The sequence below is a fragment of the Halorientalis pallida genome, assembly GCF_049605515.1.
GTDB classification, from domain to species: domain Archaea; phylum Halobacteriota; class Halobacteria; order Halobacteriales; family Haloarculaceae; genus Halorientalis; species Halorientalis pallida_A.
This window is the reverse complement of the sequence record NZ_CP187158.1, coordinates 2098541-2112520: the sequence shown is the minus strand read 5'-3', so window position 1 is coordinate 2112520 and position 13980 is coordinate 2098541. Positions and strand designations below refer to the sequence as shown.

Genomic DNA, 13980 nt, shown 5'->3' with positions numbered 1-13980 from the left:
CGGCGGGCATGGAACGCGTCGACTTCGATGCGGCCGAGACGTACGAACCGGACGAGGGCTGGCGACGAGTCGCGCTGGCCGGCAGCGACGAGGCCAGTCTGGAGTGGTTCGAGAAGCCGCCGGGCCACTCCTCGCCGATGCACGACCACGAGAACGGCCAGGTCTGTCTCGTCCTCGCCGGCGAACTCACCGTCTACACCGAGGACGACGAGGCGACGCTGGGCCAGTACGACTCCGTCTCTCTGGAGCCCTGGGAGTCCCACCGGGTCGAGAACACCGGCGACGAGACTGCCGTGGGCCTGGACATCTTCACGCCCGGACGTTCCTTCGACTTCTGGACCGACCGGGAGGAGTGACCCCGCCGGTCAAGGTTTATACGTGATGACAGGACCACTCCGGGGTACCCTCGATGTCCGCCCGCTCCGCCCTCCATACAGTCAGTGATCGAGTCGGTCCCTACGATCTGATCGCCGCCGTCGTGCTCGTCGCAACCCTCGAACGAGTGGTTCTGGCCGTCGTCGGCCCGCTGGCCGCGCTGGTGGTGCCACCGGTCGCGCCAGCACTCGTGTTCGCGCGTGTCGCGCCGAGGCTGCGCGACGAACTGTCCGGCCACGATGTTCCGGTCGGGACCTTCGAGCCCCTCGGCCCTCGGTCACTCGCCCACCTCGTCGCGGTGACGACGGCGGTTCACGCCGCCGCGGTCGTCGCGGTCGTCGGGTCGTTTCTCGTCTTCGACACCGTCGTCAGCGTGATCGAGTATCGGTCGGGATCGCCCGCAATCCGCCCATTTTCGGTGTCGAGAGTCGCAATCGTCTGCGCGCTGGTGACCGGCGCGCTCGTCTGGGGTGTCCTCGGGGTCGCGGCCGTCCGCGTCCGGAGCGGCGCGTCGGCGCGACGGAGTTTCGTGAGCGCGCTGGCCACGCCGATCACCAGTCCGCGACGGACTGCCCGCACGGTCGGTGTCCACCTGCTCGTGTTCGGACTCGGTGGTGTGCTGTTCGTCGCGGCACCGAACGGCCCGGTGCGGCCCGCCTGGGTCGCCGCCGGCGTCGTCGCCGCCGCGGTGCTGGGCGGGGTCCTGCTCGCCGTCGTCGGGAGCGGGGTCTTCGCCCGGATTCAGTTCGACCGTGCTGCCGATCCGCCGGCGATGCCGACCTGGAACCGCCGAACTGCAGTCACGGTCGCGCTCGTGGGACTCCTCCTCGCCGCGCCCGTCGTCGCCGCGAGTGCCGTTCGCGTGACGGAGACGCGGCCGATGCCGGACCACACTGTGACGGTCTCCGACGACCCTGGCCAGGCGTACCGGATGGCGACCCTCGACACACTCCGGTCGAGTGCGGCAGTCACCATCGACGACCCGACCGATGACCGGCCAGCCGTCGTCTGGAAGCACGACCGGGAGAACCGACGGTTTCTCTTCCGGATCGGGGAGACGCCGCTCGCGTACGCCTCGACTGGAACGGATGCCCACGCACTGTCCGGATACGACCCGTTCGCGCTGGCGACCGGAACCGGTGACCGGTCCCAGGCAATCTCGCTCGACCGGGCCGCGACTGCCGACCCTGGCTACCGGAGGTACAGCCGAAATCCCGGGTTGCTGGCGATCAGCGACGTGACACCGTTGCCGTTCTCGCCGGGCGACGAATGGACGACTGTGACCCGGAACGATACCCGCGGGACGTGGACGGTCGACGTGACCGAAGCGGAGGCGGTCGGTCGGTTCCTGTTCGGCGATGACGCGGCCGAGGCCAGCCGTGTCGAACGCGCCCGGATCCGGATGACCGTCGACACCGACCGCGGACTCGTCACTGGCGGTCGGATTCGGTACGAGACCGACGCCACGGGCGTGCCGAACGCCACACGGGCCGAGGCGTACGACGTTGATCTGCGGATCGAAGTCGAAACCGGGGCGACCGTCCGCCGGCCCGCCGAACTCGGCAGTCGGACCGCCGGGGAGTGGTGGGCGGACCTCCTGGCCTACTAGGACTTCGTCAACTGCGTCAGGGGCACCAGCCGGTGCTGGACGGTCGGTTTCGTGTAGCCCGTGGACTCGCCGTGTTCGCCGCCGTAGACCTCGACTTTCTGCTGGAGGACGTGGGGCTCGCCCTCCTTGTTCTTGATGATGTCGATGGACTGCCAGGCGTCCTCCGGCATACCTGGGTGTGGTAGCTCTGCACACGTATCGTTACCGCCGCGTCGGCCGCTCGTCCGACGGACGGCATCCTCACTCGCTCAGGCGAGCGATCTCCTCGTCGGTGAGTTCGAGTTCGGTCGCGGCCACGTTCTCCTCGAGGTGGGCGACGCTGGAGGTGCCGGGAATCGGGAGCGTCACCGGCGAATGCTGGAGGTGCCAGGCGAGCGTGACCTGTTCGGGGGTGGCGTCGTGAGCGTCGGCGACCTCGGCGATCACGTCGGTTTTCTCGTCCATGTCGCCGGCACCGAGCGGGAACCACGGGATGAAGCCGATGCCGTACTCCTCGCAGGCGTCGAGGACGCGATCCGAGCCCCGGTCGGCCTCCCTGTCGCCGGGGTTGTAGCGGTTCTGGACGGTCGCCACGTCGACGATGTCGCGGGCGGTCTCCAGCTGCTCGACGGTGACGTTGCTCAGACCGACGTGGGCGATCAGTCCCTCGTCTTTCAGTTCGGCGAAGGTCTCGACGGAGTCCTCGAAGGGCGTGTCGGGGTCGGGGCGGTGGAACTGGTAGAGGTCGATAGTGTCGACGCCCAGGCGGTCGCGACTCACGAGGACCTGGTTGCGAATGTAGTCGGGGTCGCCGTGGGCGAGCCAGTCACCCGCGCGGTTGCGGAGCAGGCCGGCCTTGGTGGCGACGACCATCTCGTCGGCGACGCCGGCCTCGCGGATGAGCCGTTCGCTCACGCCCGGGCCGTACGAGTCCGCCGTATCGACGAAATCGACGCCGAGGTCGGCCGCGCGCTGGAGGACCTCGCGGGCGCTGTCCTCGTCCGCCGGTGGCCCGACGATGTCGGGACCACAGAGCCGCATCGCGCCGAAACCCAGTCGGTGGACGGTCAACTCGCCGCCGATGTCGAACGTGTCGCTCCGGTTCTCGACCATGCCATCTCTGCGAGCGCGACCGGCAAAGATGTTGGCCGTCACTCCTCGCGGCCGACGAAGACGGTCTTGAGCCGGCGGCCGCAGTTCGGACAGCACAGCGACTGCCACTTCGTCGGGTCGAGGTCGCCCATCGTCTTCGTCCGGATGGCGTCCTCGCGGGTCACGTCGCGCTCGCAGGTGTCACAGTGGAGGTCGTCCGCCATCACCGTCGCTACGGACGGGACGACAAAACAGGTTCCGAGTGCTACGCACCCGTCCGATCCGGCCCGGTCCACTCGTAGATGATCTCGGATCGCTTGCCGTTCTCGGTCGTCCACACGATGCGGACGGCCGCTTCCCCGAGGTCCAGGTGTTGACTGCCGGTCACCGGCGACCCGCTCCGCGTCGTGAACGCCGTCCGGTCGAGGACGAGCGTCTCCGAAGCGGTGAACGCCTCGCCGACCTGCCGTTCGAGTGCGTTCCCACGGTACTCCAGTGGCGTCCCACTCTCGGTCGTCGCGTCCTGTATCCGGAGACTGACCTCCTCGGTCGGCACCGGATCGCCGCTCTCGTGGGTGATCCGGAGCGTCTGGCCGTCGCCTGCGGTGCTGTCGTTGTACACCGTCGACGACGAGAACGACGGCCCTGCCTCCGGGAGGCCGTCACCGTACTGGAACAGGTAGACGCCGACGCCCCCGACGAGCAGCGCCGTGACGCCGATCAACAACACGACGCCGACGACCTCACTGACCCCTCTGTCGCCTTCGAACCACGTCCCCCGACTCATGCCCGTTGATTTCGCCCGGTCTGACTTAATGCATCGTCTCGTTTCGAGCAACAAAGTCGCCTGCGGCCCGCTCGGCAGGTCCTACGCCCGGGAAAATGAATACGTTTATATGAAATGAACGACCGTGATAGAATACGGCGACCGCGGGGTGTGGGGAACACCTGTCCGTCGCCGAGGACAACCATGACACGACGCTACACCGACGCCGAGAACACGGGTGCGCCGGTCGTTCCGCTGCTGGCGGAGCGACGCGAGATCGCCGGCGAGGATCACGACGAGCAGGTACTCAGCCACCGCAGCCAGCGCGTATAGGGGCGTCTTTTCGATGCCGACGGGTGACCGATAGCGCACGCTCTCGATCCGGTGGTGGCTATATGGGTCTGGAGCACGACACACGGTGACGATGTCCGAAGGGCCGGCGGAGGGACTGGACGGGCTGGTGGCGGCCGTCGCCGAGGCCGCGGGCGACCGGTCCCGCCCCGACTGGCTGGCGACGGCCACCGACGACGCGACGGTTCGGGAGCGACTCGCGGCCCTCGGGCGGGCGGCCGCGACCGACGGGGCGGCCGACGCCTACCAGCGGTCACTCCCGGCGGACCGTCGGCGAGCGGACGGCCACTTCGTCACCGATCCGGCGGTCGCGGCGGCGTGCTGTCGCTGGGCCATCCAGCCACGGTCGGACGACCGCCTCCCCCGTGTCCTCGATCCCGCCGTCGGGAGCGGCGTCTTCCCCGTCGCGGCGACCCGCCGCCTCGCCGCCCTCGCCCCGGAGTCGACACCGGCCGACCGACTCGATCGGATCGTCGGCGTCGACACCGACCCGGTCCCGCTGGCGCTGGCCGCCCACCGACTGCTGGCGGCCACGGACCCCGGTCCCGACGCCCGGTGTCGACTCTACGAGTCCGATTTCTTCGCAGTCGAACCCGGTTCCGACCGTCGCTGTACCCTTACCGACGACGGGCTCGTCGCCGGGCGGTTCGACGCCGTCGTCGGCAACCCGCCCTACGTCCGGCAGGAGACGACCGACATCGACCGCGCCCGCGACCATCTGGCCGCGTTCGGTCCTGACGGCCAGCGACCGTACCTGGACGGCGACCGTGCGCTGAGCCGTCGCAGCGACGCCTACGTCTACTTCGTCACGCACGCCACCCGATTCCTCCGTGCAGGTGGCCGCCTGGCCGTCGTCGTCCCGAACAAGTGGCTCACCACCCGCTACGGCGAGTCCTTCCAGCGGTTCCTGTTCGACCACTACCGGCTCGCCGCCGTCGTCGGCTTCGGCGCGCCGGTGTTCGACGACGCCTTCGTCGACGCCGTCTTGCTTCTGGCCGAGCGGTGTCCCGACCCCGAACGCCGCCGGTCGACGCCCGTCCGCTTCTGCCGACTGGACGAGCAGGTATCGGTCGCCCGGCTGCTCGACCTGATCGACGCCGATTCGACACCGCCCGACGACGAGTTGCGGGCCCGGGCGACCGATGCGTGCCGGCGCGTCACGGTCCGACAGAGGCGGCTGGCCGACCGCGACTCGGCGAAACTCGCGCCGTATCTAAACGCCCCCGAGCCGTTCATCCGTCTGCTGTCGAACCCGTCGCTCGTTCCGCTGTCCGACCGCTGTACCGTCAGTCGGGGCGTGATGACCGGCGCGAACGACTTCTTCTTTCTCGACGCCGACGGCTGGGCCACCGAGGTCGACGACCGCTTCCTCGAACCCGCCATCAAGAGCATCCGCGACGTGGACGGACCCCGCGTCACCGCCGCCGACACCGACCGGTACCTGCTCGACGTACACGAGTACGTCCGCGAGGTTCGGGCCGACCGCGACGACGAGTCGGCCGCCCTCGAAACCGCAGTCGTCCGCGCGCTCGACCGGGACGGCTACGACGCGCTGGCCGACTACGTCGCGTGGGGCGAGCGCCAGGGATTCGCCTCGCGCCGGTCGTGTGCCAGCCGCCGGGTCTGGTTCGATCTCGGCCCGCTGTCGGCCCCGGCGGTGTTCGTCCCGAAGTTCTTCGACCGGCGCGTCCCCGTCGTCGCCAACCCCGACGGCCTGCTGGCGAGCAACGCCGTCGACTGCCTCTGGGTCGACGGCCCGAGTGATTCGGGAAACACCGGCCAGTCTGTCGACGAGACGACGCTCGAACGGGCCACGCTCGGCGTCCTCAACGCGACCGTGACCGCGGGGATTCTGGAGTGCTGGGGTCGGAGCGAGGGCGGCGGCGCGCTCCAGGTGATGACCTACGAACTGGCGTCGCTCCCGATCCCCGATCCGCTGGCGATGGCTCCCGACACCCGCCGCGCAGTCGCCGCGGCCGCCGACGCGTTGCTGGCTGGCGAGGACGGGGCCCGCGACCGACTGGACGGTCTCGTCCTCGACGCCATCGACGCGGATCTCGGGGTCGAGGCGTGTCGACGGCACAGAACGGCGATGGTCGAGCGCCGTGCCCGGACGAGCGACAGCACGGCCGCGCCACTCACACTCGACTCAGGCCAGCGGTAGCAGGTCCTCGGGCGGACTCCCGCCCATCTCGTCGCGGTCGTGGTCGGCCTCGAAGTCCAGTTCCGGCCCGGTCGCGATGATTCCCGACGGGTTCACGTCCGGATGGGTCGTGTAGTAGTGTTCCTTGATGTGGGCCATGTCCACGGTCTTGGCGACGCTCGGCGTCTGGTAGAGGTCCCGCAGGTACGGCCAGAGGTTGTCGTACTCGTGGATGTGCTGGCGGTTGCACATGAAGTGGGTGTGGTACACCTGATCGAACCGGACCAGGGTGGTGAACATGCAGATGTCGGCCTCGGTCAGCCGGTCGCCCGCGAGGTAGCGCTGGTCTCCGAGGACGGCATCCCAGTGATCGAGCGCGGCGAACAACTCCTCGACCGCCTCGTCGTATGCCGACTGACTGCTGGCGAACCCGGCCCGGTAGACGCCGTTGTTGATCGGCTCGTAGATCTCGTCGATGATCTCGTCGATCTCGTCCTGGTACCCGTCGGGGTAGAGGTCTACGTCACGGTCCGCGACCCCGTCCATCTCGGTGTCGAGCATCCGGAGGATCTCCGCGGACTCGTTGTTGACGATGGTGTCTCGCTTCTTGTCCCACAGCACGGGGACCGTCACCCGGCAGGTCGCGTCGGGATCGGCCGCGACGTAGGCCTCCCGGAGGTAGTCGAATCCGTTGATCGAGTCCGCCGTACAGCCCGCCTTCTCGGGCGTGAACTGCCACCCGCCCTCGTCGCGGTAGGGATCGACCACGTCGACCGTGATGGCGTCTTCCAGCCCCTTCAGCGCGCGGACCAGCAGCGTCCGGTGCGCCCACGGGCAGGCGTAGGAGACGTAGAGGTGGTACCGGCCGGCCTCGGCGGGGAACTGCGCGTCGGGATCGTCGACGATCTCGTCCCGGAACGTCGTGGTCTGGCGTTCGAACTCGCCGTCCTCGTTTGTCGTTTCGTACGCGTCGGTGCGCCACTCGCCGTCGACGAGCTTGTTCATCGTACGCTATCCGTTGGGGTTCCGGGCGTAAAAACAGGGTAGTATGGTCGGTGTAACCGGCCGTCCGCGCCCGAATCGCGCGATCACTTGGGCGCCGAGTGACAGTTGGGGTTCTTCTCGGCGACCACGTCGGCCCCGTTCTCACAGCCCGGCACCGGCTGGCCAGCCGGGTTGTGAGCGACGGCTTCGCCAGCCGCGCCGACCGTCAGGAGTACGGCCAGCATGGCCGCGAACAGGAGCTTCTGTGAGTGCTGTGCGACTGTGTCGAACGCCAGGTCTTGGATCGGTGCCATCCGGACGGTCGGTCTCGGCTTTATTTCTTAAACTAGTCGATCTAACAGAACGTTCCCGGCCGGGTCGACGGCAGATGACAGGTGAACCGAATTGCTTTTCGGGTGACCTGTTGATCCTCCGTCTATGGCAGACGGGACACGGTCGACGACGCGCCGTCGGTGGCTCGTGACGAGCGGGGTCGTGGGGACGGGACTGCTCGCCGGTTGTTCTGGTGGGTCGAACGACGGGACCGAACCACCTGCGGACGGGACCGACGGGGGCGGGTCGGGCGAGGACACGCCCACGTCGAGCGGGACCGACGTGACCGCCGGTGCCGGCGGGAACTGGCCACAGACGCGGTACGACGCCGGACAGCGTCGCGGGACGACGGCCTTCACCGGGCCGACGACCCCGCTCGTGCAGCGCTGGGTCGACCGGCCCGCCGAGCGGAGCGGCGAGGGCCGACAGCCGACCGCACCGGTCGTCGTCGACGGCACGGTGTACTACAAGGCCTTCGGCTACGGGGACACCCAGCAGTCGGTCGTCTACGCGCGGGACCTGCTCAGCGGAGAGCGCGAGTGGCGCACCGAACTCACCGGGGCCAGCGAGTACCTCTCCCAGCCGGTGACCGTCTCGAACGGGACGCTGTACACGGTGGAAAACGACGGCATCAAGGCGCTGGACCCGGCGAGCGGCGACGTGTTGCGGACGATGCCCGACTACAGCAGTACCGACGAGTGGTCGGCCGTCGAGATCCGCGACGGGCGGAGCTACGCGCTGACGACCAGCGGCGTCCGTGCCTACGACCTCGAAGCCGAGACCAGGCTCTGGGAGACCGACGAACCGCCGTCGACCGTCCGGGTCGGCGAGGACGGCATGCTGTACACCGAAGACGCCCGCACCGACGGGCGTGCGTCGATGCTCCGGGCGTACGACGGCGAGACCGGCAACCAGGTCTGGAGCCGTCCGATCACCGAGAACGTCGACGTGGTGTACGGGACCGTCGTCGCGGACGGGCGGATCTACGTGTGTTACGCCGAGCCGGCCGAGGGGTACCGGACCGGCGATTACGTCATCGAGGCCCGCGACGCCACGAACGGCGACGTGGACTGGACGTGGCGACACGAGCGCGGGCACGACCAGCCCGCGGTCGGCGACGGCACGGTGTACGTCTCGCTACACGACGCCGAGAACGGGATCGCCGCCGTCGACATCGAATCCGGGACCACACCCTCCGGGTGGTCGACCGCGGCACCGAACGGGACGACCGAACCGGGCATGTCGCTGGTCGCCGCGGGCGATACCGTGGTCCGACGGCTCCGGATCGAGAACCGACCCTCGATCCGGGCCTACGACGGGACGACCGGCGAGATCCGCTGGACGAAACAGTTCGACTTCGACGAGGGCCCGATCAACGACATCGAGGCGGCGTCCCCGTTCACCCTCACCGAGGACTTCCTGCTTCTGGCCGCGGCGGACGAACTCGTCGCGCTCGCGGTCGCCTGACCGGTCGGGTCCCTCCCTGGTCCAGTTCGACGGGTTTTTGTACGCGCTTGGCTTCGATTTCGCCAAGAGATACCTATGTCGGACAAGCCTGCCTCGATGTACCGGCAAATCGACAAGCCGTCGTACACCCGCCGTGAGTACATCACCGGAATCCCCGGCTCGAAGGTCGCACAGCACAACATGGGCGACAAGACCAAAGACGCCGAGGACTACCCGGTCCAGATCAGCCTCATCGTCGAGGAAGAAGTCCAGATCCGCCACGGTTCCCTGGAGGCCTCCCGCCTGTCGGCCAACCGCTTCCTGATCCAGGAACTCGGCGAGAAAAACTACAAGATGATCCTCCGGAAGTTCCCCCACCAGGTCATCCGGGAGAACAAACAGGCGACCGGGGCCGGTGCGGACCGTGTCTCCGACGGGATGCGCCAGGCGTTCGGGAAGATCGTCGGCACCGCCGCCCGCATCGACAAGGGCGAGCGCCTGTTCACCGCCTACTGCGACGTGGACCAGGCCGAGGAGGTCAAGGAGGCCTTCCGCCGCGCCTACAACAAGATCTCGCCGCCGTGCCGGATCAAGGTCGAACGCGGCGAAGAACTGCTGATCGCCTGATCGGGCGAGTTCTCGCCGATTTTTCACCGCCGGTGAGCCGCGGGGCCGGTGACCGCGCTCCCTGGCAGGCCGTCCGTCCTTCGTCGTCTACTCCTCCTCGGCCACTCTGATCGTCAACACGGGCACGTCCGACGACCGGACGACCTTCTCCGTGACACTCCCCAGCAGGTACCGGTCCAGTCCGCGCCGGCCGTGGGTACCCATGACGATCATGTCCGCGGCCACTTCGTCGGCGTAGTCGATGATCTCCCGGTAGGGGTTGCCCTCGCGCACCTCGCTCTCGGCGACGAGGCCGGCGTCGGTGATCCGGTCGACCGCGTCCGCGACGACCTGATCGCCCGTCGTTCGAAGCGACTCGACGGTCGTCCCCTCGACTGCACCGCCGCCCAGGGCCGTCGTGTTCGCGACGAACAGGACGTGTATTCCGGCGTCGTGGGCCCGTGCCTGTTCGAGCGCGTGGTCCAGTGCGACCGCCGCCCCGTCGCTCCCGTCGGTCGGGAAGAGTATCTCGTCGTACATACCACACCGTCCCGCCGCCGTCCACTTAGTACTGCGCCGACCTCTCGGGAACTGAGAACCAGCGGGTGCCCGCCGCCTACTCGTGAGCGCGGAGAATCGCCTCGTAGTAGGGCACCATCACGGCTTTACCCTGTTCGAGGTGCTTCTCCGAGCGGTAGTCGTGGAGTTCGACTGCCAGCGCGTACCGGGTCGCTTCGGGGCCGAACCCGGACTGGCCGTAGCGGGGTTTACGCGGGTACTCGGGATCACCCATCGCGACACGCAGTTCCAGCAGCTGGGCGTGCATGATCGGCGTCCAGTAGTCGCCGCCGGTCTTGTGTCGCCGCCAGGCCGTCGTCGACAGATCGGCGTAGTCCTCGTCGATGCCGAGCAGGCGCGCCCGCTCGGCGAAGTTCTCGTGGACCGGCCCCCAGTCGGCCGCGTCGAGCGCGTCCCGGTCGAACTCCCCGTCGGCCTCGTGTGCGTCTTCGACCTCGTCTTTCTTCCAGAGCGCGTTGACGTAGGCCACGGCAGCCCGCCGCGCCGTCGCGTCGTCGACGTGCTGGAACTGGCTGCTGTCGACCGCCGCGAACGCCTTCACCGCCGCCATCCGGTCGCGCTGGTCGTGCGCGACGAACCCGTCCCAGACCCGCTCCGCGAGGAACTCGGCGTGGTCCCGCACCGTCTCCCAGGTCTCCTGCTGTGTACTCATCGGTCCGCCTGTCCCCCGCCGTCGCCGCGAGTTACCGTTCGATCCCCGTCTCTCCTCGACCGCCTCCACCGATATCCACCCAGTGAATTCGCCGACATCCTTGCGATCCGTACATTCAAGCTATAGTTAAATATTCTCCAGGGCTAGTATATTAAATGACACTCTTGACTCCCGTCGTGCCCGCTCGACCGCCACGAACGGCGGATTTTAGTCCGCGTGGTCCGAGGGGACGGCCATGCTCCGGCTGGCGGTCGCGACCGACGCGGAAACGTACGAACGGTTGCAAGACCCCCTGGAACAGCGGGGGATCGAGGTCGCGGCCGTCGCCACCACCGAACGGACGCTCCCGCTCACCGACCCCGAATTCGACGAGTTCGACGGCTTCGACGTCGGGTTCGTCTACCCGCCTCGCATCATGGAGGGTGGCGTCGCCGACGCACTGCTGGGGGTCCCGTGGGTCAACGACCGCGACGCGATCCTCACGTCCCGGAACAAGGCCGACGTGATCGCCCGCCTCGACCGGGCCGGCATTCCGGTGCCCGAGACCGTCGCCGTCTCGAATCCGGTCGACCGGGCGACCCTCGCGGCGACCTTCGAGCGGTTCGAGCCTCCGGTAGTGGTCAAACCAAACTCCGCCACCCGCGGCGTCGGCGTCGCCAAGGCCACCGACCTCGACTCGTTTCTCGGCATCGCCGACTACCTCGATCTGGTCCACGACTACCGCGCCACCGGCGACCAGTCCTTTCTGGTCCAGGAGTACCTCCCCGAGGCCCGGGACTACCGCGTCATGCTCGTCGACGGCGAGTACGTGGGCGCGGTCGAGCGTCGCCTCCCCGCGGACGCCCTCGAAGCGGGGCAGTGGAAACACAACGTCCACCGCGGGGCCGAGGCCACTGGCGTCGACCTCCAGCCGGAGTTGCGCGAACTCGCCGAACGCGTCGCCGACACGCTCGACATCCCCTGGCTCGGCGTCGATCTGCTGGTCACCGACGACCGGGCCGTCGTCACCGAGACCAACGCCCGGCCGACCGTCGACAGCGCGACGAAATACGAACCCGGCTTCTTCGACGACCTGGCGGCGCTGATCCGTGCGACTGTCTGACGCAGGACACACGACCGTTCGACACGACGCCAAAGTATATTACCCCGGATAAGTAACGACCGGGAAACATGGCCAAAACCCAGCGGAACGACCTGAGCCGTCCGTTTCTCGTCCTCGGGCTCGCCCTCGCCGTTGGTGTGGCGGCCGGAACCGTCCGGTACGCGACCCCCTCGCTCCAGCGGGCGGAGACGCTCGCCTTCGGCTGGTTGCTGGTCGCGTTCACCTTCACCTACAGCTACCGGCCGCTCCGGGAGTCGGTGTACGGGCGGCTGGTGAGTTCGCTCTTTATCATGCTGTTCGCCACGTTCTTCTACCTGCGCGGGAGCCGCGGGCCGCTGGTCCCCTTCGGGCTGTTCGCGCTGGCACTGGCGGCGTTCTGTTATCAGCTCTACCGGCTCGGCGACGACGGGGCCCGGCGCAGTCAGGTCTCCTGAGAAGTCAGAGGTCGATGTCGGCGGAGTCGCCGGCGCGGTCGAAGGTGACCTCGAGGACGCCGTTGTTGTAGGTGGCGCTCGCGGAGTGTTCGTCGACGGTCGCGGGCAGGCGGATGCGTTCCTCGTAGTCCCGGCGGTCGGAGGCGGCCGCGACGGTCAGCACGTCCCCGTCGCACTTGAGGTCGATGGCGTCTTTCTCGACGCCGGGGAGGTCCGCGACGACCCGGAGCTGGTCGTCCTCCTCGAACACGTCCAGGTGCAGATCCGAGCCGAAGCCGGCGGAACTGCCCCGGTCGATGTGGACGTCGTCGCCCATCATCTCGTTCATGACCCGCTCGATCTCGCGGAGAATGTCGTCGATGGGATCGTGGTCGTCGCGGTCGTTGTTCATACCTGCTGGTAAGGCGTGGTCGCCGGAAAAGGTTTCTGTCCCTGTCAATCCTCGAATCCCGAGGGTTTCGGGTTAGCGGCCCAGCCCCATCCCGAGGGCCTCGTCGGTCCGTTCGATGCTCTCGCGACGGTCGGCGGTCCCCAGCACGGCCCGGATCGCGTCGACGTTCTCGGGCACCACGTCGGACTCCTGGTGGATCGCCTGGAACAGGTAGAGTTCGTCGCCGCCCTCGACGGTGATCGACTCGCCCCAGATGGCGTTCTCCCACACGTCACCGCGCGGGCGGCCCGAATCGAGCGCGAACTCCTTGAGCTTGCCCGAGCCGTCGATCCCCATGTGGTCGGGGATGACGAACAGCCGCGACTCCCCCTCCAGGAGTTCGCGAACATCCTCGGTGTCGGTCTCGTCGGTCAACTCGACGTTGACGCTGTGGGTATGGGTCAGCGTCGCGGGCACCTTCATCCCGAGCGTGTCGATGTCCAGGTCCGGGAAGATGGTGTTCACGTCCGGGCCGTGGTGGGAGGGAATCGTCACCGGGTCCGGCAGCGTGTCGTTGATCGGGCCACGCGAGGACTGGGCCGGGTCGCCGCCCCGGCGAACCAGCGTCGCGCGCACCTTCTCGACGCCGTACTCGTCCTCCAGTGCGGCGATGAGTCGGGAGAGCCCCGTCGTGTTACAGGAGACGACGCGCGTGTGGTCGGCCCCCTCGGCCTCGGCGAAGTTCGAGCGGGCGTTGAAGCTCACGTCCACCAGATCGGCGTCCTCGCCGCCCTGGTAGAGCGCGGGCGTATCGTACTCCTCGTACATCGCCTTGTTCTCCGCGCCGATGCCCGAGGGCGTGGTGTCGACGACGATCTCACTGTTCTGGACGAGTTCCTCGACCTCACCGGCCAGTTCGATGCCAGCCTCGTCGAACTGCTCGACCCGTTCGGGGACGGCGGCGTACAGCGGGAAGTCGTTGGCGACGGCCTGCTCGGCCTCGAAGTTCGGCCGCGTCTTGGCGACGCCGACGACTTCCATGTCCGGCTGTGCGCGGACGGCGTCCGCGACCCGTTTCCCGATGGTCCCGTACCCGTTGATTCCGACCTCGATTGTCATATACGGGGATGCCGTAGCGACCGGGATAACCGTTTCGAGG

18 protein-coding genes are annotated in these 13980 nt (G+C 68.2%); 8 read left to right on the top strand and 10 right to left on the bottom strand.

What is annotated here, in order from left to right:
- Nucleotides 1-8 precede the first annotated feature (8 nt).
- Both ACOZ4N_RS12350 and ACOZ4N_RS12345 read left to right on the top strand, forming a co-directional pair.
- Nucleotides 9-356, top strand: a complete 348-nt coding sequence (locus tag ACOZ4N_RS12350; RefSeq protein WP_424016680.1) for a cupin domain-containing protein — start codon at nucleotides 9-11, stop codon at nucleotides 354-356.
- A gap of 53 nt (nucleotides 357-409) precedes the next feature.
- Complete coding sequence (locus tag ACOZ4N_RS12345) at nucleotides 410-1984, top strand: hypothetical protein (protein ID WP_424016679.1); 1575 nt, start codon at nucleotides 410-412, stop codon at nucleotides 1982-1984.
- Here the strand turns inward: ACOZ4N_RS12345 and ACOZ4N_RS12340 are convergent.
- From ACOZ4N_RS12340 to ACOZ4N_RS12325, 4 genes are all read right to left on the bottom strand, one after another.
- Nucleotides 1981-2154, bottom strand: a complete 174-nt coding sequence (locus tag ACOZ4N_RS12340; RefSeq protein ID WP_424016678.1) for a hypothetical protein — start codon at nucleotides 2152-2154, stop codon at nucleotides 1981-1983. The genes ACOZ4N_RS12345 and ACOZ4N_RS12340 overlap by 4 nt on opposite strands.
- Before the next feature lie 70 nt (nucleotides 2155-2224).
- Nucleotides 2225-3076 carry an aldo/keto reductase gene (locus ACOZ4N_RS12335; protein ID WP_424016677.1) on the bottom strand — a complete coding sequence of 284 codons (852 nt, stop codon included), beginning with the start codon at nucleotides 3074-3076 and terminating at the stop codon, nucleotides 2225-2227.
- A gap of 38 nt (nucleotides 3077-3114) precedes the next feature.
- Entirely contained in the window at nucleotides 3115-3279 is a 165-nt protein-coding gene (locus tag ACOZ4N_RS12330; protein ID WP_424016676.1) for a hypothetical protein, read from the bottom strand.
- A gap of 41 nt (nucleotides 3280-3320) precedes the next feature.
- Complete coding sequence (locus ACOZ4N_RS12325; RefSeq protein ID WP_424016675.1) at nucleotides 3321-3842, bottom strand: type IV pilin; 522 nt, start codon at nucleotides 3840-3842, stop codon at nucleotides 3321-3323.
- 183 nt (nucleotides 3843-4025) lie between these two features.
- Between ACOZ4N_RS12325 and ACOZ4N_RS12320 the strand changes: the two genes are divergently transcribed.
- Together ACOZ4N_RS12320 and ACOZ4N_RS12315 are read left to right on the top strand one after the other, a co-directional pair.
- A complete protein-coding gene (locus ACOZ4N_RS12320) occupies nucleotides 4026-4154 on the top strand; it encodes a hypothetical protein (RefSeq protein ID WP_424016674.1) in 129 nt (42 codons plus the stop codon).
- 91 nt (nucleotides 4155-4245) lie between these two features.
- Nucleotides 4246-6336 carry an Eco57I restriction-modification methylase domain-containing protein gene (locus ACOZ4N_RS12315; RefSeq protein ID WP_424016673.1) on the top strand — a complete coding sequence of 697 codons (2091 nt, stop codon included), beginning with the start codon at nucleotides 4246-4248 and terminating at the stop codon, nucleotides 6334-6336.
- Here ACOZ4N_RS12315 and ACOZ4N_RS12310 read toward each other — a convergent pair.
- Together ACOZ4N_RS12310 and ACOZ4N_RS12305 are read right to left on the bottom strand one after the other, a co-directional pair.
- Complete coding sequence (locus tag ACOZ4N_RS12310) at nucleotides 6322-7320, bottom strand: glutathione S-transferase family protein (RefSeq protein ID WP_424016672.1); 999 nt, start codon at nucleotides 7318-7320, stop codon at nucleotides 6322-6324. The genes ACOZ4N_RS12315 and ACOZ4N_RS12310 overlap by 15 nt on opposite strands.
- A gap of 83 nt (nucleotides 7321-7403) precedes the next feature.
- A complete protein-coding gene (locus tag ACOZ4N_RS12305; RefSeq protein ID WP_424016671.1) occupies nucleotides 7404-7613 on the bottom strand; it encodes a hypothetical protein in 210 nt (69 codons plus the stop codon).
- A gap of 124 nt (nucleotides 7614-7737) precedes the next feature.
- Between ACOZ4N_RS12305 and ACOZ4N_RS12300 the strand changes: the two genes are divergently transcribed.
- Together ACOZ4N_RS12300 and ACOZ4N_RS12295 are read left to right on the top strand one after the other, a co-directional pair.
- Entirely contained in the window at nucleotides 7738-9099 is a 1362-nt protein-coding gene (locus tag ACOZ4N_RS12300) for a PQQ-binding-like beta-propeller repeat protein (RefSeq protein ID WP_424016670.1), read from the top strand.
- A gap of 75 nt (nucleotides 9100-9174) precedes the next feature.
- Nucleotides 9175-9705: a 50S ribosomal protein L16 gene (locus ACOZ4N_RS12295; RefSeq protein ID WP_424016669.1), complete on the top strand. Its 531-nt coding sequence runs from the start codon at nucleotides 9175-9177 to the stop codon at nucleotides 9703-9705.
- Nucleotides 9706-9792: 87 nt separating this feature from the next.
- On the opposite strand, the gene ACOZ4N_RS12290 is transcribed toward ACOZ4N_RS12295, so the two are convergent.
- Nucleotides 9793-10224, bottom strand: coding sequence for a universal stress protein (locus tag ACOZ4N_RS12290; RefSeq protein WP_424016668.1), 432 nt, complete (start codon nucleotides 10222-10224; stop codon nucleotides 9793-9795).
- A gap of 76 nt (nucleotides 10225-10300) precedes the next feature.
- Nucleotides 10301-10915 (bottom strand): hypothetical protein, encoded by a 615-nt coding sequence (locus ACOZ4N_RS12285; protein WP_424016667.1) that lies wholly within the window; start codon nucleotides 10913-10915, stop codon nucleotides 10301-10303.
- A gap of 235 nt (nucleotides 10916-11150) precedes the next feature.
- Between ACOZ4N_RS12285 and ACOZ4N_RS12280 the strand changes: the two genes are divergently transcribed.
- Both ACOZ4N_RS12280 and ACOZ4N_RS12275 read left to right on the top strand, forming a co-directional pair.
- Nucleotides 11151-12017, top strand: a complete 867-nt coding sequence (locus ACOZ4N_RS12280) for an ATP-grasp domain-containing protein (RefSeq protein WP_424016666.1) — start codon at nucleotides 11151-11153, stop codon at nucleotides 12015-12017.
- 68 nt (nucleotides 12018-12085) lie between these two features.
- Nucleotides 12086-12451, top strand: a complete 366-nt coding sequence (locus ACOZ4N_RS12275; RefSeq protein ID WP_424016665.1) for a hypothetical protein — start codon at nucleotides 12086-12088, stop codon at nucleotides 12449-12451.
- A 4-nt stretch (nucleotides 12452-12455) separates the two neighbouring features.
- Here the strand turns inward: ACOZ4N_RS12275 and ACOZ4N_RS12270 are convergent, their stop codons facing one another.
- Entirely contained in the window at nucleotides 12456-12842 is a 387-nt protein-coding gene (locus ACOZ4N_RS12270; RefSeq protein WP_424016664.1) for an Hsp20/alpha crystallin family protein, read from the bottom strand.
- 72 nt (nucleotides 12843-12914) lie between these two features.
- On the bottom strand, nucleotides 12915-13940 hold the full coding sequence (locus ACOZ4N_RS12265; RefSeq protein WP_424016663.1) for a type II glyceraldehyde-3-phosphate dehydrogenase: 1026 nt from the start codon (nucleotides 13938-13940) through the stop codon (nucleotides 12915-12917).
- Nucleotides 13941-13980 lie beyond the last annotated feature (40 nt).